The organism is Acidobacteriota bacterium (assembly GCA_038040445.1).
Taxonomy (GTDB): domain Bacteria; phylum Acidobacteriota; class Blastocatellia; order UBA7656; family UBA7656; genus Onstottus_A; species Onstottus_A frigus.
Genome location: JBBPIG010000024.1, coordinates 85055 through 108256, shown reverse-complemented (window position 1 = coordinate 108256; position 23202 = coordinate 85055). Strand labels below are relative to the sequence as shown.

The following is a 23202-nucleotide window of genomic DNA, read 5'->3' as shown; positions in this document are numbered from 1 at the left end:
CCTCCCTGCCTCACGCACGGCACCTTTTAAAACAAAAGAAGCGTGTTCGCGAAAGAGGCAGGCAGGGATGCCTGCGCTCCCAGGGAGTTCTCTTGCGAACTATTTATTGCCGCCAAGTAAGTCTTGGACCTCGGCTCCAAGGTCCGAGGTGCGTTTCTCGAGTCCCTCACCCATCTTGTAGCGGGTGAATCGCCGCACCCTTATGTTCTCGCCGGTCCTCTGCATCATCTGGGTAACCAGTGTGCCGACGGTGATGTTCTGGTCCTTAACGAAGGGCTGCTCCATCAAGCAGGTCTCTTGATAAAACTTGCTTATCCGTCCTTCGACGATTTTATCGAGCACCTGCTGAGGCTTGTCCGCGTTCTTCGGATCGAGACGAGCTTGTTCGAGCGCGATCTCACGTTCCTTGTCGAGCACCTCAGGGGGCACGTCTTCTTTGTTTGTGTAGCGTGGCTCGGCCGCGGTTATGTGCATAGCCAAATCATGGACGAAGCTACGGAACTCTTCGCCGCGCGCGACGAAGTCAGTCTCGCAGTTGACCTCGAGAAGCACTCCTATCTTTCCGCCGGCGTGTATGTACGAATTGACGAGCCCCTCGGCGGCAACGCGCCCCGCTTTCTTCGTCGCTGTCGCCAGCCCGTGCTTGCGCAGAACCTCGATGGCCTTCTCCTCGTTGCCCTCGGCTTCCGTGAGCGCTTTTTTGCATTCCATCATGCCCGCGCCGGTTTTTTCCCGGAGCGCTTTGATTGTTGCTGGTGTTACGTTGGACATTACTACCTGATTCTCCCGGTCGATGTTAATTGCTAAAAGGATGTGAAAAGGCGCGGCAAACAAGCTGACTTCGCCGCGCGATGCTTTTACTTTCGCCTCTTGCTGTTTTCTTTATTCTGAAGCTTCTGCGCTTTCCGCTTTCGGGGTTTCTCCGGATTGCCCGGCTTCGCTCGCCGCTACGATGAGCGGCTCACGTTCCGCCGGTATGGTATCGGGTGCGGAAACCGCTTCAGGAATGACAGGCTCGGGCTCTGCCGATGTAGTCTCAGGCGCGGGTGCGGACGCTGCTTCCGGAATGAGAGGCTCGGGAATTGGAGCCGCGCCGGGCGGAACATAAGTGGTGCGGCGTCCGCCTCGACGTTCTCCCCCACGTCCGCGTCCTCGCCCGCCACGGTCACGGTCACCTCTCTCAGAACGCTCGCGCGGCGTCTCAGGCGTTCCCGCGGCGGCGGCTTCCGCGCCTTCCGCAGCTTCACCGATTTCGGCGCCGCCCTCTTTCACCGTCTGCTGACCCTCGATGATTGCGTCCGCCATCTTCGCGGCAAACAGGCGCACAGCGCGGAGCGCATCGTCGTTTCCAGGCACGATGTAGTCGATGCCGTCCGGGTTGCAGTTTGTGTCTACGATCGCGACGGTCGTGATGCCAAGCTTGTTAGCTTCGTGGACTGCGATCTCTTCTTTGTTGGAGTCGATTATGAAGATCACATCGGGTAGGACCTTCATATCGCGTATGCCGGCCAGGTTCTTCTCGAGCGCCGCGTGTTCGCGATCGAGTCCAAGCCGCTCTTTCTTGGTCAGCGCATCGAAGCGTCCATCCGTGCGCATGGTCTCGATGTCTTTCATGCGCTGAATGGATTTCTGGACGGTCTGGAAGTTCGTCAGCAACCCGCCCAGCCAGCGTTGATTGACGTAAAACTGGCCGCAGCGCTTGGCCTCTTCCTCGACTGCGTCCTGCGCCTGTCGTTTGGTCCCGACGAACATGAAGCTCGCCCCGTCCATCCCTTTCTGAGTTACAAACTTTACTGCTTCCTTGAAGAGCCGCTGGGTCTTCTGAAGATCAATGATGTAGATTCCGTTTCGCTCCCCAAAGATATATTCCTTCATCTTGGGGTTCCAACGCCTGACCTGGTGTCCGAAATGGACTCCAGCTTCAAGCAGTTCCTTCATTGTGACTGTGACCAATCGATCCTCCTACACGCTGAATTGGTTTATGTACTCACCGGCCCGCGTACAAATCGTCCTTGTTGAAACAACCAATCGCAAGGACCGGCAATGGAATTGAGTAATGCGTGAAACGTGATGCGTGACCTTTTGGTTTCGTTCCTCGTCACGCATCACGTTTCACGCATCACTAAGCGTTACCGCTTCGAGAACTGGAAGCGCGCTCGCGCGCCCTTCTGACCGTACTTCTTACGCTCCTTAGCCCGCGGGTCGCGGGTGACGAAGCCAGCCTTCTTCAGCCTGGGTCGAAACTCGGGGTTCAGCTCCATCAGTGCGCGGGTGATCCCGTGACGCACCGCGCCTGCTTGTCCGGCGACCCCACCGCCGTCGACGTTCACCAACACGTCGAACTTGTTAAGGGAGTCGGTCAGGTGAAGCGGCTGTCGAATGACCATCCGGTGCGTCTCGTTCTGAAAATAGTCTTCGAACTTCCGCTTGTTGACGGTTATTTCTCCGGTGCCCGGCCTGAGGAAAACTCTTGCGGTCGCGCTTTTGCGACGGCCTGTTCCGTAATTCTGAATCGTTTCTGCCACTGTAAAAATCTCCTCCAAATCGGTGCGTGCCGGAGTCAACCGTACGCTGCTCGCTCATCAACGCTTATCATCGCTTATCAGGGGAGCGGCTCGGGTCGTTGTGCTTTGTGCGGGTGGTCCGCTCCAACGTAGACCTTCAACTTCTTACCCATCTTGCGGCCGAGCTTATTCTTAGGCAGCATGCCGCGAATTGCCGACTCGAGTATTCGCTCGGGATGACGCTGCATCATCTTCTCAGCGGTAACTTCCTTGAGCCCGCCGGGCCAGCCCGTGTGATGCCGATAGAGCTTGTTCTTCAACTTGTTTCCGGTGAAGACTACTTTCTCCGCGTTGATGACAACTACGTGATCGCCAACGTCGATGAACGGCGTATAGATTGGCTTGTTCTTTCCCATCAGCAGCATGGCGGCGGCGGTCGCAAGCCGGCCAACGGTCTTGCCGTCGGCGTCGATGACAAACCACTTGCGGGTTTGTTCGAGGTTCTTGCCGCTCGGAACGAATGTGCCCATGGTGCGAATCTCCAGATTTCCTGTAAAGAAGACGAACGGAAAGGATACGAAAACGGCCATGTGCTTGTCAAGGCGGGTTCAAAATGGGTTTGCTGCTTCTCTTTGGGCGCCAGAACGCGTGGCGGTTGTCTGCATTTAGGGATTGGTAAACCCGGACAAGATGGAAGCCAAATGCTTCGTGCTTGAAAGAGACGCGGGTGAGTTGAAGACCGACCAGAGGGTCACCGTCACCCTCGACCCCTATCCGGGTGAAGAGTTCACCGGCAAGGTTAAGAGCATCGACAAACTCGCGCGACCCATCGACCGGGAATCCCCGGTGAAGTATTTCCAAACCATAGTCACGCTCGACAAGACCAACGCCGCGCTCATGAAGCCAGGGGTCAAGCTGAAATCGCACATCCTTGTAGGCGAGCTCAAATCGGTCATCGTCATTCCCCGCAGTGCGGCCGTTAAGCGAGATTCAGGGTTTGTTGCTTTTGTTCAGAAGGGACTCAATGAGTTCGAGGCTTTGCCTGTGACGTTGGGTCAGGGAGATTCCGCGCAGGTGGTCGTTACCGAGGGGCTCGACGCGGGACAGCTTTTGGCGCTCAATCCGCCCGATCTGAAGCAAGACTTTTCTAAGAAGAAACCGGATGTCGAGAGCGCGAAATCGAAGTAGCGCAGACTTCAGTCTGTGTTTGGTAACTCCGCTATTAGAGCAATCGCCAAACACAGACTAAAGTCTGCCCTACCTCTACAAGCTATGAACTACGCAACCGAACTCCAACTCGCAGTAGCGAATCTCCGAGCGCACAAGCTTCGCTCGTTTCTGACGATGCTCGGGATGATCTTCGGCGTAGGCGCGGTGATAGCGATGCTGTCGATCGGGGCGGGAGCCGAAAGGGAGAGCTTGCGTATCATTGACACGATGGGATTGCGAAACATCATAGCCAAGGACCGAGAGTTCAAGGACGAAGATCTGAAGAAAGTCCGCGAGAGCTCGCTGGGCTTGTCGACTCGCGACATCGAGGCCATTTCCGCGGTTACACCCGACATCGAAGCCTATGCCGCAAAGAAGCGCGTGAAGACGTTCCAGATCTTTTCTTTCAAGGGCAAGAGCGACGATTCGTTCGTGATCGGAGTGACGCCTTCATACTTCCGGCTCGCCAAGCACAAGCTGGCCGAGGGAAGCTTTTTTGCCGAGCCGGATGAGAAGGACTACGAGCAGTTCTGCGTGATAGGCTCGCGCGTCAAGCAAAAACTCTTCGGCTATCTCTCTCCGATCGGCCAGTCCATCAAGATCGACAAGATGTGGTTCTCGGTGATCGGCGTGTTCGAGGATACCAACCTCGCGAAAGACGAGTTCGAGGGCGTCAAGATACAGGACTTCAGCAATGATATCTACATCCCGCTGGCTACGGCCCTCAAGAAGTTTGAGCTCAAACGAATGGAATCTGAGCTCGATGAGATTGTCGTCAGCATGAAGAGTCCGGAGGCCTTGAAGCCGAGCGCGGTGCTGATCAACGAAGTGCTTACGAACCTGCACGGCAAAGCCGAGGACTTCTCGATAATCGTGCCGCGCGAGTTGTTCGAGCAGAACCAGAAGACGCGGCACATTTTCGACATCGTTATGAGCTGCATAGCCGGAATCTCACTGCTGGTCGGCGGCATCGGCATAATGAACATAATGCTTGCGAGCATTCTGGAGCGCACTCGCGAGATAGGAGTCCGCCGGGCAGTCGGCGCCAGACGCCGGGATATCTGGAAGCAGTTCCTGGTTGAAGCGCTGGTCTTGAGCTTACTGGGCGGCATCACCGGAATAATCTTCGGCTTCGGAGTGTCGCGAGTCGTTGCCCTGTATGCCGAGTGGAGCACCGTTGTGACCGGCGCCTCGATCGGGCTGTCGTTCGGCGTATCGGCGGCAGTCGGTTTGATCTTCGGGATTTACCCGGCCGTTCGAGCTTCAGGTCTCGACCCCGTTGAAGCGCTTCGATATGAGTAGTCCTGGGAGCGCAGGCATCCCTGCCTGCATGTTTCGCAACTCGCCTCTTTCTCTACGAGGGATCTTCCGCCGAGGCCTTGCAGGCACGGATGCCTGCGCAAAGAAACTTGTTGACACAAAAACGCGAGTCGTTTATCTTCAGTCATCCGCTAGTTGAGCCTCGTCGGCTAGAAGAGTTGAAACCAACGTCGAGCCTGCGCGTAAGTTGCTACGTCAAGCGGAGAGATTTTGATGAAGAGCGAACACAACAAACTATCGGTTGATGTCATCGGCGGCGCACCCAAGCAGTGGAGCGCGTACCTCGAGCAGGTGTGCCCGGTTGGCATCACGCCGTTCTTCGTTATGGACGCGACCGCTCGCACAGGACCTTAGCAATTCATCAGCATCAAGCCCGACAGCCGCCAGCGTCAACTTGATGCTGGCGGCTTTTGATGTTTTGGAGCGGGTTTCAACCACGTTCGGAACAATCGAATAAACAAGGCGGTCGCAAATAGTGCCCGCCACTGCCAACAACGGCTTCGCCTTGAAGGTGATCGAAGTTCAGAGTTCAACCTTTAGGTTGCTCCGGTCGAAGTCGGGCAAGCTAAAGCTTGAACTCTAAACTGAAGCTTGGAGGAGACCATGAAGTCGGCTAGTTACTGCGAGCTGCTGAAGGGCAACAAGAACTTTCGAAGACTGTGGGCCGGGCAAGTCATTAGCGAGCTTGGCACCTGGTTTTCGTTCATAGCGGAACTCGGATTGGTGCGCATGCTGTCGGGCTCGCCGCTCATGACGACCGCGCTGCTCGTAGCGAGACTGCTGCCGTTCTTACTTGTCGCCCCAATCGCCGGTGTGATTGCCGATCGCGGGTCGCGCAGGCGGATAATGATCGCTGCCGACTTGATGCGGGCCGTGGTCGCGGTAGCGTATGTCTTCGCCGGGTTGATCGGATCGGCGTGGCTGGTCGTCGCGTGCAGCGCGCTGATGGCCTCGCTCACGATGTTCTTCGAAGCCGCAAAGAACGCGTCGATCCCGAACATGGTGACGCCGCGCGAGTTCCTGACGGCCAACGTGCTGATGTTTTCGACGCGGTTTCTTCAGTACACGCTCGGATCGGCGATCGGAGGGCTGACGGCCGCGCAGTTCGGCTACAACACGGCGTTCATTGTGAACGCGATGTCATTCGTCGGATCGGCGCTGTTCATTCTTCGAATACCTGCGGGCTCGACGAGGCAACAGCGAGACGCGACGGCAAAGAGCACGGTGCTGGCGGACCCGATGTCCGCGGAAGCTGTGGCGATCACGCCGATCGCCGGAAGCGAGCAGCCGTTTGCGCCCGGAAGCGCAGGTTTCTTCGCGGACCTGCGCGAAGGGCTGCGGTACATCTGGCGAACGCCGTTCGTGCGAGCGGTGATTCTGGTCAACATCGGATGGGGCAGCGGCGGTGGAATGACAACGATTCTGTTCGATCGAATCGGCGGACACGTTTTCGCACAAGGGTCGAGCGAGCGCGGAGACTGGTTCGTAGCCGCGCTGTTTACGGCCGGCGGCGCCGGGGTATTCCTGGGAATGATGCTGACGCGGCGCGTCGGCATGTGGATCGCCAATGAGCATCGCGCCGGTCATTTCATAGGATGGTCGCTGCTTGCTCACGGCCTGCTCTTTTCGGTAGCGGGTCTGATGCCCACGCTTGCATCGATGGCGGTGTGGGTAGGGCTCAGTCGATTGGTGCTTGGAGCCGAATTCGGCTTTCAAGAAACGTTGATGATGAGAATTCTGCCCGATGATTATCGCGGCAGAGTGTTCACAACAGACCGGTCGCTGGAGCTTGCGACGATGGCGATTTCGACGATCATCACGGGCTGGCTGTTGACCTGGTTCGGCCCGCGATCGTTGATGATTGCGTCCGGGCTGCTTTCAGCGAGTCCGGGCCTGGTCTGGCTGCTGGCTTTGTGGTCTGCGCGGTTCAGGGTGCCGATGCGCGCTGTGCACGAGAGCTACGGAGACTAGAGGCGATGGAATACTGGGACGCGGAGATGGCGATGAATCTGATCGGTTTGATTCTCATAGCGGCGTTGAGCGGTGTCATAGTCGCCGTGTCGCTACGCCTCCGCGCGGCCACGTCCTCGGCTCGGATGTGGCTGGACGGCGATCGCTTGCCCGAAGAAGACAGGCAGCCGGAGCGATCGGCGCATAGCGGTCGGCGAGTCTGGCTACAAGATCCATTCGGTCTTAAAGGCGAACCGGGACTCTATCATTCCGCAAAGGATCAGCTCGGGAGCTGATCGCAATCGGAAGACGCGGTCCTGATAACCTCCGGCCTGGCAAAAAGAGGCCGCCGAGTTTGACGCCCGGCGGCCTCTTTGATTCTCTCGGTGAAGAGCGTACTCAGTCGCCAAATCCTGCGGGCGTAACCTCCGGCCGCGGCTTGGAACTCTTCAACTGAATCTGAACGATCTGAGCTTCCGGGGTCCCCTGCTCCTTCAGCACATGCTGCCTATAGAGCTTAGCCATACGATCGTTTTCCTGCTGTTCCTTGATTCGATCTCGCTGCGCTCGCAGCTTCTCTTCTCTCGAGTTCTTTGCGATGCCTAGATCGTCAAGGTCATGTTGAATGTCTTTGGTCACAAGCGCCTCGTCGAGCACCAGCGAGTGCTCAGCGCTATTCAACGCGACTGACTTGCCCCCGGCGAAGATCTCATGCCGCCCGTTCTCTTCGTACCACTTGGTCAGAGTCGCGGTCATATGCATCTTCTCGATGATCTGCCGCCAGCCAACACCGGTGTTGTAAGCGCAGAAGGAAATCTCGCCTTCTTGAGTCGCGTACGGGATGATGCATTGCTCGGTGCGGCGGAAGTCGTAGTTGAACAGGTCCTGGAACCACATTCCGGCGATGAACAGAAAGTTCCATCGGTCGGCCCGGCGTTTCTCAATGTCTTCGGCGGTGCGCTCACCGGATACCTTGCCGTAATCCTTGCCGGTCGCCCCAAAGGTCTTGTCGAATTTCTTCAACAAATGGACGAGCCTGAAGTGTGTCGGCGCCTTGAATGGATCGTAATTCTTCATCAGCGCCAGGGCCATTCCCACGACCGATAAGACCTTGCCCCGCGCCGCGTCATTGACCTTCATTATGTCCTTGGCGAGCTGCTCGGCGTGCAGGAATGCGGTGACCGGCGCCACTTCCTTGGTCTCTTTATCGATCATCACGGCCATGCCGATCCCGCAGTTTGGATGACATCCGCAGTTGAGTTGGCCCCAATCGTTCTGCGGTCCGTGAACCAGGTCAGCCCAATCGGTAAACGTCGCCATGAATGAAATCGGAAACCAGTCCCGAATCGGCTCGCCCAGTCCAGTCTGATTCTTCACGTCGTGGGCCATGTGCGAGAGAGTGTACCTTTGCGCATGCCGGCGCTCGTCGGTTATTTCTTCGTCGCGTCCGGTGAACGAGACCGGCTGAAACGAGAGGAAGTTTATCTTCTTCGGATTGTCGAGCGCGAACTGAATGATGCGCCCAACCTGCTCGTTGTTGATGCCGTTGATGATCGTGGTCACCGGCACGATATCCACGCCTGCGCTGTGAAGGTTCTCGATGGCGCGGAGCTTCACGTCAAAAAGGTTGCCGACCTTGCGGTGTTCATTGGCCGCGTTGCCGATTCCGTCGAACTGCAAATAAGCGAAGCGCAATCCGGCTTCCGCCGCTTCTTTGCAAAACTCGGGACTCTTTGCGAACTCGATTCCGTTGGTCGCCGCCTGCACGCTGTTGTAACCGACTTTGCGAGCGTAACGAACGGCATCCAGGAAATAAGGCGACATCGTCGGCTCGCCGCCCGAGAACTGCACCGACATTTGTCGGCGGGGCTTGATCGAAATTGCGTTGTCGAGCAGTGTCTTGATGTCTTCCCAGGTGAGCTCGTGCACAAACCCGACCTGGTTGGCGTCCATGAAGCACGGGTCGCACATCATGTTGCAGCGGTTGGTAAGGTCGACCGTCAGCACCGATCCCCGCCCGTGTTTGATCGTGCTCGAGCCGTGCTTGTGCATCTTCTCGTCGTTGTGGGCACGGATGTCCCGGCCTGGGAATACTTCCTCGAGATGTTTGAAGAAGGCAGGGTCATTCGACATCACATCTTCGAAGTGACCGTGCTTCTCGCAGTCCTTGACCATCAATATCTTGCCGTCGCGCTCGATTATCTGAGCTTTGATCTCGCCGATTCTTTCGTTGAGAAGTATTTCGTGAGGAAGCTTGCCGTCAACGATTTGTTGGCGAATCTCAGGAATGCACTTGGGGCACAATGAATCCGTGGTTCGCGGCCAGCCCAGGGGCGGCTTGGTTTTCTGATAGGACTTAAGCAGCGGCTTTTCGGACCATTTCGGAGTGAACGAAGGGTTAGGTTTGATTCGGTTAATCCTTTCAAATACCGCCCACCCGCCGCGCGCGACGTAGGTCAGTCCCTTCTCCGCGTACTTCACAGGTTTATGCATGTCATTTTCTCCTCGTCCGCTAAAGCTCTAAGAATCCCACTAGCTCCCGCGGGACTTTGTTATTCACACGCGCCGCCACTTAGCGGCGCTCGTTATCATTGCTTCTAACCAGCCCGGAATCCATCCGGGCGCACATCAAAGAACCAGACTCAAAACTACACTTTTTCGGTTTGCTCGATCTGATACAGCGTCTGGATTGCCTGAACCGACTCGCGCCGAACCGCGCCTTTCACGCCCAGCGTTTGCGGATCGCGCCAGTTATCAAACGTCGCAACCTGGTGCACACAGGCGATTGTGCAGTAAGGTGCGCACGCCTTCTTGGTCAGATACTCTCTCCGAATGTCCTCTTTGGTGTAGCTACTGAGAGGGACCCCGGGATAGCCGCGCTGCTGGGAACAGTAGTGAACGAGCCCATCCTCGCAAACGTAAAGATAGCGCGCTCCAGCCCGGCAACGCCATTGGTTTGGCTTGCCATCGACCAGGTTCTTCTGAAAGCCGTTCCATCTGACGTGACCCTTCTTGCCCAGGTCTTTCATCTCGAAATAGACGTCACGTTCGACGCCTTTGAGCGGCTTGAGTGTCCCCAGCCCGTCGTGAATGATGCCGAGCGAGCTTGAGAATTTCAATTCAACCGCGCGCAAGCCAACAGTCAACGCATCTTCAGGAGTCTTGATGCCGCCGCCGATGACCGAGTTTATGTTCACCCTGAACTCGGCGAGCTCCGATAGCCAAACAAGTTTCTTGTCCAGCACCTTCAGGCTCTTCTTCGAAACATCATCGGGGTTCACGTTGTCGATGCTAATCTGCATGTACTCGAGGCCCGCTGCATTGAGCTTCTTGATCTTCTCTTGCGTCAGCAGATATCCATTCGTGATCAAGCACGCCAGCATCCCGCGTTGCCTGATCTTCGCGACGATGCTCTCGATTTCGGGATGCATCAGTGGCTCACCGCCGCTGATGATGATAGCCGTGGTTCCCAGGCTTGCGAGCTTATTCAAACGCTCGAACATGACCTCGGTTGACACCGGTTTCGAAAAGTCGTCGTATTCGTTGCAATACGTGCAGGACAAATTGCACCGCCTCATTGGAATGATGTGCGCGAGTATGGGATGGTCCTGTGACAACAGACCCTTGGCCATAAACCTGTATGCGCGAAAATACATTTTCAGGCGGCTTGATAGCTTCATAGGAGACTTGAGTGAAAAAGGTAAAGCAGCCTTGTTTGGGTCAGAAACCTGAAACAGATCCATTTCAAGGCGTAAACGAGGTCAGAGCAATTGATATACCCTCTAAAACCTTCCAGTCCTGGTAGCTCTAAGCTTCATCAATCCTACAAATAGCTAAGCGGCACTGGCAAGCAATCCCGATCCGATAGCGAAGCAAATCAGGTTTTGACTCATTACCTGAAAGGGCTATCAGAGTCGATGCGGCCTAATGACTCAGGCCGCGACGATGAGCCGCGTTCGCCGTCACTTTGACCCGATTCGCTTCGCGCGGCCTAGCGACTTGTGCGACTGAATCCTACAGGGCGGGGACAATAACACATTCGGGCGCGGCATATCAACGAGAAAGCTTCTGCTATATTGAGCGCACAACCATCCCAATGAAGCGTCGAGTCTCGAGATCACGGAAGGCGGGACACGAACTGGCTGAGAGGGAAGCTGCCAGATTGAGAGCGACACCGAGGATATCGAAACGCAAAGATTGTCATTGATATAAGGCCGGATGGAACTGTGTAATTCGGGATCTGATGAGGGCGAGCAGCGGGGCTTGAACCCGCGACCTCCTGATCCACAGTCAGGCGCTCTAACCAACTGAGCTATGCTCGCCACGCTACTCGACTGCGACTAACTTTGGCTCAATCTTCATGCGTTTGTCAATTGTAGTTGAATTGTGCCTGCTCCGCGGATCTCTGTTGAATGTCGCAACCGGCAACCACGTTGGTGAGTCAACATCGATCCTGCAGATCTGCTGCTCCGTTGACACTGATCGAGTGCTGATATAGACTGCATATACTCTGAGTTTTTGAGCATAAAGGTCATCAAAAGTGAGTGCTTGCGCCATCAGTCCTGTGCCAACCAGCGCTTGAACTGAGGCATCATAGTCACCGGGTAAGCGAATGTTAGCCCGCAAGCCGATGGAGGGAATTTCAATGTTTCGCAAGAGTCTTTTGAGAGTCGCCCAGTTCGCGGTCGCACTCGCCTTCTTGTCGGCCGCAGTCTCGGCGCAAACCTCACAGGTCGAGGGAACCGTCAGGATCAAGGCCGCGGACGGCTCAACGAAGCCCGTCGCTGAAGCTGTGGTTGACATGTATCGCATCGACATCAAGGGTCAGTTCAAGGGTGTCAAGACCGACAAGAACGGTCACTATATTCGACTCGGCTTGCCGTTGCAGGGCACATACCTATTCGTGGTCTCCGCTCCCGGGGCAGCACCTACCTATCTGAACAACGTTCGCATATCGCAGATGCCGGTCGTTGATGTGATCCTGGATCCCGGAGACGGGCACGCGCTCACGCTTGAGGAGGTGCAGAAGGCTCTTGGCCAACAGAAGAGTGGAGGCGGGGCACAGCCGGGCGCAGGGAGGCCCGCATCTCCAGCGGACAAGGCCAAAGCGGAAGCCGCTCAGAAAGAGTACGAATCCAAAGTCAAAGAGAGCCAGGAGGTTCAGTCGAGCTTTGACCAGGCTCGAACGCATTACAATGCAGGCATCGAGATGATGCAGGCTCAGAACTATCAGAATGCGATGAGTGAGTTCGAGCAAGCCGCCACCGTCGATCCGGGCAAGCACGCCGCTATGGCCATGCTTGCCTACAGGGCAAACGCGAATCTGGCCGAAGCTCACTATCAGGTTGGCGTGGACCTTTTCAATAAGAAGCAACGACCGGAAGCGAAGGCGCATTTCCAGGCCGCGGTAGCCGCGGTTAAGAAAGCGCTAGGGCTCGCCGCGAAAGACACAGCAGAGAACAATCCGAACCTCAACAATGACCTGGTGATTTACTACAACATGCTCGGGAAGAATGCGATGTTACTTGTCGAGTATTACGGGGCGGCTGACCTGATTGAAGATACCTTGAAGGAGTTGGACAAAGCCGAAGCGCTTGATACCGTAAATAAGAATAAGTGGGGCGTTCTAAAGGCCGACATGTTTCGATCGGCGGGCCGTACGGAGGACGCAGTGGCTGCATACAAGAAAGTTCTCGCCGCTGATCCAACCTACGTCGACGCGCTTTACGGTTTGGGACTCACACTCATTGCGGGCAGTGAAAGAGCCCAGATTCAGGAAGGCGCAAATACGTTGGCCGACTTTGTGGCGAAAGCGCCCCCAACAGACAAGCGGGTGCCAATCGTGAAAGATGCGCTCGAGGGAGTCAAAAACGCTTACAAGGTTGAAGCCGAGAAGCCTGCTCCCACGAGGCGCGCCAAGAAGCCTTAGCGCGGTTCAACCCGCCACCGAGTGCAGCAGAGTTTTGAACGGAAGAGCCACCGCATCCGGTGCTCTTCCGTAACCCGCCCCCCGGGCTTCTTTCCCGCAGGATTGAAGCGCCCGACGCGTACCACTGAATCAGTAGACTTAAGGATCGATTGGAGGAGTCTTGACCTTGGTTGTGGGCTTCTGGTACACCCTTGTTTATCGGGACAGGAATGAAGCAGACGAAAAAGAGCGTGTTCCATCGTGAATTGGTGGTGGCCGGCGCAGTCCTGGCTGCCTGCGCCGTGCTTTTGGCGAGCGCCTCTCTTTCAGCTTCCGTCTCCGCCGTTTCGAGTCGAACACCGAAGCGCTCTATTGCGCGGAATGACGAACGCCGCTTGAGACAGGCGGGGCTGCGGGTTCGTCTTACCTCGACGCGTTCGACCGAGTTTCGAGACGCGCTGACAGCTCTGGCTCGCCTCGATGAGCCTGGCGCGCTCGACGTCTGGCAGGCCGCTCTAGCCAACGCTGACCCGGTACTTCAACGTGAGGCGTGGAGCGAGTATCGCCTGGTTCAAGCGGAGCTTGCGCGCAAGCAGTTCATTCCCCAGATCACCCGCATTAACGCAACTGCTGATGAAGTCGTGCGCCTCGCCGATTCCAACGGCCTCGATGTCACTATCTGGTCTGCCGGCGATACTCAAACCGTTGCAGCAGCGCCGCCGTATTTGATCGACCGCCTTCAAAGCGCGGGCATGAACACAAAGATCCTCTATAGCTCAGTCGCCGATTGGCAAAAAGCGCGCGCAAGCGGAGACGTCGTTGCTCAAGCGATCACCCCTCAGTATCAGTCTGCCGGCGCTGATTCGGGATCGCAGATGCGCATCGCTGTCATTGACCTTGCGGACCGCGCAGCAGTCTCGTCAGGCTACTCGGATTGGCTGGGCGACCGCGAAGACATACTGATGCGAGATGGATCCCGCATAGCGTATCTGGACATCTTTCCGTCGGACGGATCCCCTGCGTCGATCGACGCGCGCATAGCCGAGCGATACACGCGTCGCGGTTATAAGCTCGCTGGGTTTTATACCCCGGAGGAGTTCGCCGACATCGCGCCGCGTCTTTTCCCGGGCAAGAACTTCGACGCCGGCCGCCGTGCGAAACGGGTGCCTGCGGGCGATCTCCGCATGTCGCTGGCAAACGGAAGGTTTCATAGCTATGACGACACAGTAGCCGAGTTCAAGGACCTTGCTGCTTCGCATCCCGATCTGGCGCGCTATTCCAAGCTGGGATCGAGTTTCGAAGGTCGAGAGATATTCGCGCTCAAGATCAGCAAGAACGCCTCGGTGGACGACGCAAGCAAGCCCGATGTGCTGATCACCGGGTGCCACCACGCCCGCGAGTGGATATCCGTCGAATCTCCGGTCTATATCGCCAATCAACTCCTGAGCGGTTACGCGACTGATGACTCGATAAAGTATCTTGTTGACCATCTGCAAGTCTGGATAGTTCCGATAATGAATCCCGATGGGCTGACATATACTCAAAACTCGCCCAACGATCAAGTGGACCCGGTTCGGTTGTGGCGCAAGAACCGCAGGCCCATCTCACTCGGCAATTGTTCTTCATCAATAGGCGTTGACCTGAATCGCAACTACAACTACCAGTGGAGACTCCGAGACGACGCGCCGTGCGCTGACTACTGCTCAGAGGATCGAAGCTGTCTCAAAGACGACATTGGGGCCAGCGATGATCCCAGAAGCGAAATCTATCGCGGGCCTGCGCCGGAAAGCGAACCGGAAGTGAAGGCCCTCAAAACGCTCGTCGACGATCCCAGCCGTCGTTTCCGAGCGCAGCTCGATTATCATAATTATTCTCAACTGATTCTCTATCCCTGGGGCTACGCGCCTTTTGGAACTGATGACGCCAACACTCTCTCAAGGCTTGGACAGCGAATGTCGGATGCGGTGTTCGGCGTGGACAAAGTGCGTTACCGGCCTGAACAGGCGGTTGATCTTTATGCGCTGACGGGGTCGTCGATTGACTACGCATACGGGGTCAATCGGGTGCCGGCGCCTTTCGTTATCGAGATGCGTCCCGCTTGTTGCGATTTCACTGTGCCTGAGAGCGAAATACTAGTCGTGAATCGCGAGAACTGGGCTGGCGCCAGATCGCTGCTGAACTGGGCAGCCGGTCCCCCGATTCTCGAATCGGTCAAAGCATCCACGATTGCGGCCGATGGCACCTTCTCGAAGCTTGTTTACTCGGCACACTGGTCCCCGTCTCCTGATGACCCGGCCAACAAGCGGCAGATGGTTGTTGACACACGCTTCGCCGGCATCGAGCCTGGCCGGCTACAAGTGCGTTTGCAATTCTCAAGGCCGATGAACACCTCGCTGGCGCCGCGAGCAACGCTCGGCCGGGATGCCCGGCTCGACGAAGTGACGTTCTCTGCTATCAATGAAAACGAAGGCTGGCAGAAGGCGGTCTATGCGGACGACACGTGGATTGGCGAGACAGTCGTGATTGGAGACGAAAATCTGACCAGCCCGTGGCAGCTTGCGGTCTCGGCAACTGACCCGCTCGCCTTCCTCCTCGACGCAGTGCCTGCCACTACCGCAACCTACACGGCCGGAGTCAGTCGCTGGCAAAACTACGAAGGCTCGTCGGGCGAGGGCAATAACGGTGGGATTGACACCCAGCATGTGATTGGGCCGGGCTTGCGCGGCGATTACCCGAACGTTCTCATCGCCTCGCCCAACGGCGGCGAGCGTCTCGCCGGGGAGGATAGTTACACGGTTGTTTGGACCTCGCCAAATGCTCCTGGGTTCCCCCAATCGCTATCGCTTTCCACTGACGGCGGCGAGAGCTATGTATCGCTGGTGGAAAACATACCTTCTAACGCGCAACGCTACGAGGTCAGTATTCCGCGGGTTTCCACGGCGCGAGCGCGCATTCGCCTTCTGGCATATGAACCCACATCGCTCAATTTCTTGTTTGCCGCCAGCCAGGCAGACTTCTCTATTGGGCGGAACGTCGGTTCAAACTTAGATATCAGTTTTGTGTCTTCCGAGAGACTTGATCTGGGCTGGTCGGACACGTCTTCAAATGATCCAGCGAGCACCGCGAGCGGAGCATCGCGCCTGACTGTCAACTTGAAGATCACCAACCGCGGCAGCAGTGCCATATTGAATCCGTTCCTTCGAGTCGCCGAGCTCACCCGCCACGTGCTGCTGACGCGCGATCCCAAATCAAGATGGACTGAGGGAGCTCGTCAGACGATTGACGCGGGCGCCGATAACGCGCTGTCACCCGGCGAGACCGTGGACGCTCGACTGGTTATAGGGCTGGTCAACGCTAAGAAGTTCTTTCTCTCGGTTGAGATTTACGGCGTGCCCTCAGGTGGAACCATCAATCCCGCAGCAGCGGTCAACATCTGGAGCGGGAAACCAAGAACCAGATGAAGGAAGTGCAAAAGTAAAAAGTAAAAAGGCAAAAGGAAGATCACCCCTTTTGCCTTTTTACTTTCTACTTTTGCCTTTCCTCACCGCCACGCGATGGTTGCCAGGCCGGCTGCGCCGGCGAGTTGGTCGAATCGAATCGCTTCGCCTTTCAGGTCCATTCCAAACTCCCCGGGGTCGAGCGTGCGAGGCTCGCTGTCAAGCGCGTCGCCGACGGCGCGCCGAGCTTCGGCCGAGTCAATGCCCCCCAAGACCAGCATTCGGGTCAACGTGTTCGCGGCGCCGCTCCCGTCGACCAATCTGTCACGGTAATAAAGAGCAAAGCGATGCAGCTCATCAGCAATCGCTTCGGGTTCGCAGACGAACGCGCGCACGAGCACCGGTTCACCATTTCGTACTATCAGCGAAGTGAAGCCGCTTCGATTTGCGGACACCAGCATCTTGTCGCCAGGCGCCTCATCCCACATCAGCCACTGCGCTTCGCCCATGTGCCGCGGCAAGATCAGCCCTGCCTTCCAACCCAGTCCTGCAAAGACGGACTCGTACTCGGAGAGAACTTCTTTGTGCGCGGCCGTCACGAGGTAGCGGTCCAGTCCTGCGACGGGGTTTAGGCGCTGACGCGACATGCACAGATCCTTGGAAGGCGCCGCGATCACTCGCTCGATCTTCCACGAGATTACTTCATTCAGCTCGCGGCGACTGGAAGGCCTGCTGTCGAGCGCGACGACAAGCGTGCGGGCGGTGGCATCGGGCAACGCCACCGACCAGCGCTTCTTGTTTAAGAGTCCAGCCGCTTCGGCGGTCTGCGCAACGATCTGAGCAAGCTCGTCCGCGTCTTGAATGTTACAGGTGTCAAAGCCCGGGGTGATCAGACCGGGCGGGAGCTGGGTGACCGCGCTCGAGGCGAGCGAGAAACCACTCCGTGCACGCCGCAAATCGACCACCGCGAAGTTGTCGTCGACGAAACCGGCTGCTGTATTAGGCGCCGGCGGCGAGAGAAATATTCTTCCTAAGGCTGCCATTTTTGAGACGAAAGGCGAAAGTAAAAGGTAAAAGCAAAGAGCGCACAAAGAACGATTCTTACTCTTTCGCTTTACCTTTTCTTCCCGAGACCCTTTCCTAGTAGTCCTTGTACGCGATGGCGTCGCTGCCTTCGCCCGCAGCAGCGCTATGAACGTCGATCACTCCTGTGCCGCCGTCGCGCGACACAGTGTCCTCGCCCATATCGACTACCCAGTCCCTGTCGCCGGTGATTGGATCGACAGGCACGTCGCGCATATAGGAGGCGGAGACCAGATCATCGAGCGACTGCGGAAGTTTTTCCTTGTCAGCCGCGTACTGGTCAATCAACTTGCGCATGGCCTGGAGGTCTTGTTTGAGTATCGTTTCGCGTGCTTTCAATTGGATATGCTGGTACGAGGTGACGCTCACCGCAGCCAGTATTACGATGATGGTCATCACCATCACCAACTCGAGCAGGGTGAACCCGCGCGCAACGAAGATAGAGGATTGAGGATCGAAGATCGCGGGCGTGCTTGGCTCACCCTCAATCCTCAATCCTCGATCTTCGATCTTCAAGGTACCTTTACTTATCATTACCAATCCTTGTACCTGGTTCCGTTGAGCGCCTCGCCGTTGCTCTTGGAATAAACGTCGAATACGTCTTCGCCTCCCCATGAAGTCGAATCGGGTTTGTCTTTATATGACTTCAAGCCCCATTCAGTCGTCCCGGTCATGGGATCAATCGGCAGGCGGCGCAAAAACCTCACTCGGGCGTCGCTGGTACCGACCACGTTCGCAGGTATGAAACCCTCGACCAAAATCTTGAGGTCCTTCGGATAGCCAGTCGGTGTCTTCCACTCTAGTGGGATCGCGGTCCCGTTACTTTGATCGTGGTATTGCTTGTATCTGTCGAGCGCCTGCCGAATTTGCCGCAACACGAGCCGGAGTTCGGCTTCACGTTCGCGCCTCACCGTGTTGCGCACCATCGGTATGGCAGCCGCGGTTAGCACCGAAAGGATTGTGATTACTATTATTATCTCGAGGAGGGTGAAGCCGTCTTTGCGATTTTGGATTTTGGATTTTGGATTTTGGATTGGAAGTTGTACTCCCTCCCTAATCCAAAATCTAGAATCTAAGATCCAAAATCCTGACTGTTTCATACTTCTCAAATCAGCAGTCCGCAATCCCCGGTCTGCAGGTCGCGATCTGGTCATCGGATTTCGACCTGCGACGATTGCACCTTGATCGGCAGCGCCTGACCGGTGGAGCTGCGGAATTGAGTCTGCGCTTCGTTGAGCAGCAGCGGCGACTGACCTGGTGCTTTCACGCCGAAGACAACCAGGCACAACTGGCCGCGCGCGGGAACGCCTCCCGTCCCCTGCAGCCGGTCCATCTGAATACTTAGCACTCCACCGTCGGAACTAAACTGAAGCTCGGCGCGCGAACCCGCTCCCAACATCCCGCTGTCGCGCACGCCCTTGACCTCGAGCAGCGAGGCGTCATAGCCCAAAGTTATGTGGGCCGACGAGACCTCGCCGTTGCCGTTGACGAATATCGCAACATAGAGATCTTGCCCCTTGGTAGCCGTCGCCGAATTTGGTCTCACGTAGACGGTCAACGGAGCCGCGGACTGCGCTTGGGTTGAAGCTGGCTCATCATCGTCATCGTCATCGTCGTTCACCGCTTTGTTGGCTGGATTGACCTGTTGAGAACCGGCTCCGGTTCCCGAATTGCCAGTCTGAATGCCGGGTTTGGAAACCTGCATTTTTATGACGTTGGGCCTCAGCGCCTGAGCCGGCGGTGGCGCGACGACGACGCCGGGAGAGTCTGATCGAGTGTTGACGACCGGAGGAGGCGGGGCGCTGACTGGTTGCGGTTTGGTTTCAGGCGCAGCAGGAGCCGGGTTCTCAGCCACCTGATTCGGTTGCGCGTCTTCCTGGTCGGCCAGATATAGAATCTGCTCGATCTTGAGCTGATTGCTTGAGCTGTTCACATCACCTGCGGCCCTCGCATAATGATCCTTCTCGGTAATGTCGGCGCGTCGGAGTATGTGAGGCGTCACGGTGATAATAACGTCGCTCTGAGTACTCCTGGTATCTGGTGTTGCGAAGAAGCGCCCCAATATCGGAATCAATCCGATAAACGGAATGCCCCTGACGTTCTTAGACTCCACGCTCTGGCTGACTCCGGCAACCAGCGTGGTCTGCCCATCCCTGACGCGGGCCACCGATGACATCTGCCGCTGACTGAACGTCGGAGTGAGGGAGCTAGTGCTTCCGTCAATCGAGGTAGACTCGATCTTCATCTTCATCTGAACATCGTCCTCGTAGACGTTCGGTGTTATATCGATATTGAGTCCGACGTTTTCATATTGTATCTGCGGGATGCCTACGCCGAACGCTCCACCCAGAAAGGAATTTTGGTTCACATTGCCCGTTTGGTTGTTAGTTCCGCCGGTACCGGTGGTGGGCTGGCTCACCGTCGGTGTATTGTAGCTGGGCAGCGAAGCGGTTTGGATAGGCACCCTCTGTCCGATGCGCACCGTGTTCTGCTCATTGTCGAGCACATGCACTTGCGTTGAAGCGAGCAGCTTCGCCTTACCGCGATCCTGGAAGAAACTGATCGTGGACGATGGAAGGCCAAGCGCAAGGCCAAGTGGGCCAGTCAGCACACGCGACCCTACGTTCCCGGCTATGGCCCCTGCCAGCCCGAAACCACCGAGAGATTTAGCTCCAGCCCCAACACCACCCGGCACGTTTATGATTTCCTCCGGCACCGACTTGACCTTCCCATTGGGCTTAGTTATGTCGTGCGCCGGAATAGTTATCTTACGGGCTCCGATCGTAGAGGGGTCCACGCCAAACTGATTCCCAATCTGGAGCAGGTCATTGTGCGAGACTTCGTAGATGTTCACGTCAATGAGCACTTCGGCCTTAGACTTGTCGATCGAGTTGATCAGGTTCTCGACAAGCTCAAGGTTAGCCGGCGTGTCGCGCACAATCAGCGCGTTCAACTGCTTCACCGGAACTATGTTCTTGGTGGCCAGAGCTCCCGTTATCGCCCCGCGCATTTCGTCAACGGTGGCGTTCTTGATATAAAAGGTGCGAACAGCATAGGGCTCGTACTTGGTCCGCTGCTGAGGGTTGTCGCTGGCTATTACGATTGTCCGAGTGTCGATCTGCGCGTACATCAGATTGTTGGTCTTAAGGATCATCTCGAGGGCGCGGGGATAGGTCACGTCGCGCAGCTCGACAGAGATCTTGATCATCTTCATCTGATTTACGACCATCTGATCGAACATCACGTTGAGCTTCATCATCTGGGCCAGTTGTTCGATGGCCGTCAGAATATTGGTGTCGCGGTAGACGACATCGGTCCTGCTGAAGCGGCGCCCCGGTATAGCCGGCATCTGAACGCGCATCGGACTGAGCGTGGCAGCGTTGCCGCCGCTCGTGTAGGAAGCCTTAAGATTCGAGTCGGGCCTATACTTCGGGCCGGCAGGGTCGCCGCTCGTGGGCAAATTGTCGGGCGGAAGCCCCTGCGCTTCGAGCATTCTGCGCATCTTGATCAGCGCCAACTCGTTGGTAGGATCAAACGAAAACGCCTGGCGATATGCATTGTAAGCGGCATTGTAGTCTTTCTTCTCAGCGAGGCTGTCTCCACGCTCGACCAGCATAGTCCCAGCGCTCACGAGCGCGCGCTGAAGGTGAAGCTGGTACTCGATATTGGATGGCTTCTCAGATACGGCAAGGGCGAACTCCTGGGCGGCTTTGTCCCACTGGCGGTTTTGTTCGTACTTGATCCCTTCATTAAAGTGCTTCTTGCCATCGGCCGCGAAAGCGGCAATGGGAGCCGCCAATGTCAGCGCCAACGCGAGCGCTATTGTCTGATGTAGTCTTAGAGTCTTTGCCATAGCCCTACTCCTCGCTTCTTGATATTCCCACGGAGAAAACGCACCCCTGAAAACTTCGGCAGTGGATAGTCGCGGTTTTGCGCTTAACCTCTGTCGCTCACCCGGAACTGCTCGGGGCTAGCTGCCGCATCGAGCTTCATTCTTCTAAGAGTGTCTGCTTTGGTTAAACCACTCTAGCACGCTTCGGTTTCAAAATAAACGGAATACTGTCATTGGTCATTGGTCCTTTGCTCGGTCACGGTGACCGATCGCCATTGGCTAGTGACCAATGACCACTGGCCAATGACCAGTGACCAATGACTACTCAACAAACGTCACGCGATTGATCTCGTGTAGCGTAGTCACGCCCATAAACACTTTCGCGATCGCTGACTCGCGCAACGAGGTCAAGCCTTCGGCGCGAGCCGCGCGGCGCACCTCCGAACCCGGACGACGCTCGATTATTATCTCGCGGATGTGATCAGTCACGTTCAGCAGCTCGTGTATCGCCGTCCGGCCGCGATAGCCCGTAAGGTTGCACGCTTCACATCCAACCGAGCGATAAAACTCTTCACCGCGATACTTGTCCGGGTTCAACGCCGATTCGTTCAGCTCCTCATCGGTTGGATGATGCTGGCGCTTGCAGTGCGTGCACAGAATACGCACGAGCCGTTGAGCCAGCACGCAGTTCAAAGATGAAACGAAATTGTACGGTTCAACGCCCATGTTCAGGAAGCGGCCTATCACATCGATCACGTTGTTTGCATGCACCGTAGTGAAGACCAGGTGACCGGTGAGCGCCGACTGAATGGCGATCTGCGCAGTTTCGGAATCGCGGATTTCACCGACCATTATCTTGTCCGGGTCGTGTCGAAGTATGCTGCGCAGCCCGCGCGCGAAGGTCAACCCCTTCTTCTCGTTCACCGGTATCTGTGTGATGCCTTGAAGCTGATACTCGACAGGATCTTCGATAGTGATGATTTTGTCTTCCTCGTTCTTGATCTCGTTGAGCGCGGCATAAAGAGTCGTCGTTTTTCCCGAGCCCGTCGGCCCGGTCACCAGAACCATGCCGTACGGCTCGGAGATGAACTTGCGGAATTTCTTCAAGTCCCCCGGAGCAAACCCCACAACATCCAGATTCAAGTCGCGGAAGGATTCGTTGATTTGCTCTTTGTCAAGAATACGGATCACCACGTTCTCGCCGTAGATCGACGGCATTATCGAAACGCGGAAGTCAATCTTGCGTCCGCGAATCATGATTCGAAAACGACCGTCCTGCGGCACGCGGCGCTCGGCTATATCCAGCTCGGACATGACCTTGATGCGCTGCACGATCGTCTGATGGTGGGCGATGTCGATAGGGTCGGCCGCCCGGTACAGCGCGCCGTCGATCCGGTACTTCACGGCGACGTCCGAGTCGCGAGTTTCGATGTGAATGTCCGACGCGCGGCGCTCGAGCGCGTTGAGCACGATGGTGTAAACGAGCTTGATTATCGGCGACATCTCTTCGTCGCCGGTGAGCCGCTCGAGGTCGAGCACTTCCTCGCCGTGCTCGGTCTCGCGCACCAGCGCCATGCGATCAGTGCGAAAGCCTGCGGTAGCATCCTGGAGTATGCGGGCCGCGGTATCGCCGCGCTTCAGAGCATCTTCCACAGCCGTTTGCGTGGCGAAGGCGGTCTTCAATCGCACGTGCAGTTGAGCTTCAATTTCGTCGATGACTTCGAGATTCGTCGGATCGGCCATCGCCACGTACAACGTGTCGCCGTCGCGATCCAGAGGCACGAAGCTGTGCCGGACCATCATCTCGACCGGCAACTCATGAATGAGGTGATAAGCCGGCTCTTCGATCTTCAAATCCACGAACCTCAACCTGTAGCGCCGCGCCTTCTCTCGCGCGGCGATCTCCTCCTGGGTCATCTCCGACGGCACGCGCTCGGCGGCCTCGGCCGGAATCACCGC

Annotated in this window: 18 protein-coding genes and 1 tRNA gene; 7 read left to right on the top strand and 12 right to left on the bottom strand. The window is 56.7% G+C overall.

The window, feature by feature from the left end:
* Positions 1 to 99: 99 nt before the first annotated feature.
* The 4 genes from tsf to rplM all read right to left on the bottom strand — a co-directional run bounded on the left by tsf (position 100) and on the right by rplM (position 3034).
* Positions 100 to 771 (bottom strand): translation elongation factor Ts, encoded by a 672-nt coding sequence (gene tsf / locus AABO57_22530; GenBank protein MEK6288503.1) that lies wholly within the window; start codon positions 769 to 771, stop codon positions 100 to 102.
* Positions 772 to 882: 111 nt separating this feature from the next.
* The gene (rpsB, locus tag AABO57_22525; GenBank protein ID MEK6288502.1) at positions 883 to 1953 is read right to left on the bottom strand and encodes a 30S ribosomal protein S2; all 1071 of its coding nucleotides are present in this window, start codon (positions 1951 to 1953) and stop codon (positions 883 to 885) included.
* A 176-nt stretch (positions 1954 to 2129) separates the two neighbouring features.
* The gene (rpsI, locus tag AABO57_22520) at positions 2130 to 2525 is read right to left on the bottom strand and encodes a 30S ribosomal protein S9 (protein ID MEK6288501.1); all 396 of its coding nucleotides are present in this window, start codon (positions 2523 to 2525) and stop codon (positions 2130 to 2132) included.
* Between the two features lie 77 nt (positions 2526 to 2602).
* On the bottom strand, positions 2603 to 3034 hold the full coding sequence (gene rplM, locus AABO57_22515) for a 50S ribosomal protein L13 (protein ID MEK6288500.1): 432 nt from the start codon (positions 3032 to 3034) through the stop codon (positions 2603 to 2605).
* A 142-nt stretch (positions 3035 to 3176) separates the two neighbouring features.
* On the opposite strand from rplM, the gene AABO57_22510 reads away from it, so the two are divergent.
* The 5 genes from AABO57_22510 to AABO57_22490 all read left to right on the top strand — a co-directional run bounded on the left by AABO57_22510 (position 3177) and on the right by AABO57_22490 (position 7279).
* Positions 3177 to 3692, top strand: a complete 516-nt coding sequence (locus AABO57_22510) for an HlyD family efflux transporter periplasmic adaptor subunit (protein MEK6288499.1) — start codon at positions 3177 to 3179, stop codon at positions 3690 to 3692.
* Positions 3693 to 3776: 84 nt separating this feature from the next.
* Complete coding sequence (locus AABO57_22505; GenBank protein ID MEK6288498.1) at positions 3777 to 5015, top strand: ABC transporter permease; 1239 nt, start codon at positions 3777 to 3779, stop codon at positions 5013 to 5015.
* A 231-nt stretch (positions 5016 to 5246) separates the two neighbouring features.
* Positions 5247 to 5387 carry a hypothetical protein gene (locus AABO57_22500; GenBank protein MEK6288497.1) on the top strand — a complete coding sequence of 47 codons (141 nt, stop codon included), beginning with the start codon at positions 5247 to 5249 and terminating at the stop codon, positions 5385 to 5387.
* A gap of 249 nt (positions 5388 to 5636) precedes the next feature.
* Positions 5637 to 7004, top strand: coding sequence for an MFS transporter (locus tag AABO57_22495; protein ID MEK6288496.1), 1368 nt, complete (start codon positions 5637 to 5639; stop codon positions 7002 to 7004).
* A 5-nt stretch (positions 7005 to 7009) separates the two neighbouring features.
* Positions 7010 to 7279: a hypothetical protein gene (locus tag AABO57_22490; protein MEK6288495.1), complete on the top strand. Its 270-nt coding sequence runs from the start codon at positions 7010 to 7012 to the stop codon at positions 7277 to 7279.
* Between the two features lie 103 nt (positions 7280 to 7382).
* On the opposite strand, the gene AABO57_22485 is transcribed toward AABO57_22490, so the two are convergent.
* From AABO57_22485 to AABO57_22475, 3 genes are all read right to left on the bottom strand, one after another.
* Positions 7383 to 9476, bottom strand: coding sequence for a radical SAM protein (locus AABO57_22485; protein ID MEK6288494.1), 2094 nt, complete (start codon positions 9474 to 9476; stop codon positions 7383 to 7385).
* Positions 9477 to 9631: 155 nt separating this feature from the next.
* Positions 9632 to 10663 (bottom strand): radical SAM protein, encoded by a 1032-nt coding sequence (locus tag AABO57_22480; protein ID MEK6288493.1) that lies wholly within the window; start codon positions 10661 to 10663, stop codon positions 9632 to 9634.
* Positions 10664 to 11231: 568 nt separating this feature from the next.
* A tRNA-His gene (locus AABO57_22475) sits at positions 11232 to 11305 on the bottom strand.
* Between the two features lie 323 nt (positions 11306 to 11628).
* Here AABO57_22475 and AABO57_22470 point away from each other — a divergent pair.
* Both AABO57_22470 and AABO57_22465 read left to right on the top strand, forming a co-directional pair.
* A complete protein-coding gene (locus tag AABO57_22470) occupies positions 11629 to 12912 on the top strand; it encodes a tetratricopeptide repeat protein (GenBank protein ID MEK6288492.1) in 1284 nt (427 codons plus the stop codon).
* Between the two features lie 209 nt (positions 12913 to 13121).
* Positions 13122 to 16352: a M14 family metallopeptidase gene (locus AABO57_22465; GenBank protein MEK6288491.1), complete on the top strand. Its 3231-nt coding sequence runs from the start codon at positions 13122 to 13124 to the stop codon at positions 16350 to 16352.
* 80 nt (positions 16353 to 16432) lie between these two features.
* On the opposite strand, the gene AABO57_22460 is transcribed toward AABO57_22465, so the two are convergent.
* The 5 genes from AABO57_22460 to AABO57_22440 all read right to left on the bottom strand — a co-directional run bounded on the left by AABO57_22460 (position 16433) and on the right by AABO57_22440 (position 23160).
* Positions 16433 to 17371: a hypothetical protein gene (locus AABO57_22460; protein ID MEK6288490.1), complete on the bottom strand. Its 939-nt coding sequence runs from the start codon at positions 17369 to 17371 to the stop codon at positions 16433 to 16435.
* A 97-nt stretch (positions 17372 to 17468) separates the two neighbouring features.
* Positions 17469 to 17945, bottom strand: coding sequence for a prepilin-type N-terminal cleavage/methylation domain-containing protein (locus AABO57_22455; protein MEK6288489.1), 477 nt, complete (start codon positions 17943 to 17945; stop codon positions 17469 to 17471).
* Entirely contained in the window at positions 17945 to 18511 is a 567-nt protein-coding gene (locus AABO57_22450) for a type II secretion system protein (protein ID MEK6288488.1), read from the bottom strand. Before AABO57_22450 ends, AABO57_22455 begins: the two co-directional genes overlap by 1 nt.
* Positions 18512 to 18561: 50 nt before the next feature.
* On the bottom strand, positions 18562 to 21264 hold the full coding sequence (locus AABO57_22445) for a secretin N-terminal domain-containing protein (GenBank protein ID MEK6288487.1): 2703 nt from the start codon (positions 21262 to 21264) through the stop codon (positions 18562 to 18564).
* A gap of 300 nt (positions 21265 to 21564) precedes the next feature.
* Positions 21565 to 23160 carry a GspE/PulE family protein gene (locus AABO57_22440; GenBank protein ID MEK6288486.1) on the bottom strand — a complete coding sequence of 532 codons (1596 nt, stop codon included), beginning with the start codon at positions 23158 to 23160 and terminating at the stop codon, positions 21565 to 21567.
* Between the last annotated feature and the right edge of the window lie 42 nt (positions 23161 to 23202).

Bases quoted from the DNA above. Each gene is read 5' to 3' on its own strand.
- AABO57_22460 (MEK6288490.1), bottom strand. From the start codon at position 17,371: ATGGCAGCCTTAGGAAGAATATTTCTCTCGCCGCCGGCGCCTAATACA.
- AABO57_22450 (MEK6288488.1), bottom strand. From the start codon at position 18,511: ATGAAACAGTCAGGATTTTGGATCTTAGATTCTAGATTTTGGATTAGG.
- tsf (MEK6288503.1), bottom strand. From the start codon at position 771: ATGTCCAACGTAACACCAGCAACAATCAAAGCGCTCCGGGAAAAAACC.
- AABO57_22495 (MEK6288496.1), top strand. From the start codon at position 5,637: ATGAAGTCGGCTAGTTACTGCGAGCTGCTGAAGGGCAACAAGAACTTT.
- AABO57_22500 (MEK6288497.1), top strand. From the start codon at position 5,247: ATGAAGAGCGAACACAACAAACTATCGGTTGATGTCATCGGCGGCGCA.
- AABO57_22470 (MEK6288492.1), top strand. From the start codon at position 11,629: ATGTTTCGCAAGAGTCTTTTGAGAGTCGCCCAGTTCGCGGTCGCACTC.
- AABO57_22480 (MEK6288493.1), bottom strand. From the start codon at position 10,663: ATGAAGCTATCAAGCCGCCTGAAAATGTATTTTCGCGCATACAGGTTT.
- AABO57_22505 (MEK6288498.1), top strand. From the start codon at position 3,777: ATGAACTACGCAACCGAACTCCAACTCGCAGTAGCGAATCTCCGAGCG.
- AABO57_22455 (MEK6288489.1), bottom strand. From the start codon at position 17,945: ATGATAAGTAAAGGTACCTTGAAGATCGAAGATCGAGGATTGAGGATT.
- AABO57_22465 (MEK6288491.1), top strand. From the start codon at position 13,122: ATGAAGCAGACGAAAAAGAGCGTGTTCCATCGTGAATTGGTGGTGGCC.
- AABO57_22445 (MEK6288487.1), bottom strand. From the start codon at position 21,264: ATGGCAAAGACTCTAAGACTACATCAGACAATAGCGCTCGCGTTGGCG.
- rplM (MEK6288500.1), bottom strand. From the start codon at position 3,034: ATGGGCACATTCGTTCCGAGCGGCAAGAACCTCGAACAAACCCGCAAG.
- AABO57_22440 (MEK6288486.1), bottom strand. From the start codon at position 23,160: ATGACCCAGGAGGAGATCGCCGCGCGAGAGAAGGCGCGGCGCTACAGG.
- AABO57_22485 (MEK6288494.1), bottom strand. From the start codon at position 9,476: ATGCATAAACCTGTGAAGTACGCGGAGAAGGGACTGACCTACGTCGCG.
- AABO57_22490 (MEK6288495.1), top strand. From the start codon at position 7,010: ATGGAATACTGGGACGCGGAGATGGCGATGAATCTGATCGGTTTGATT.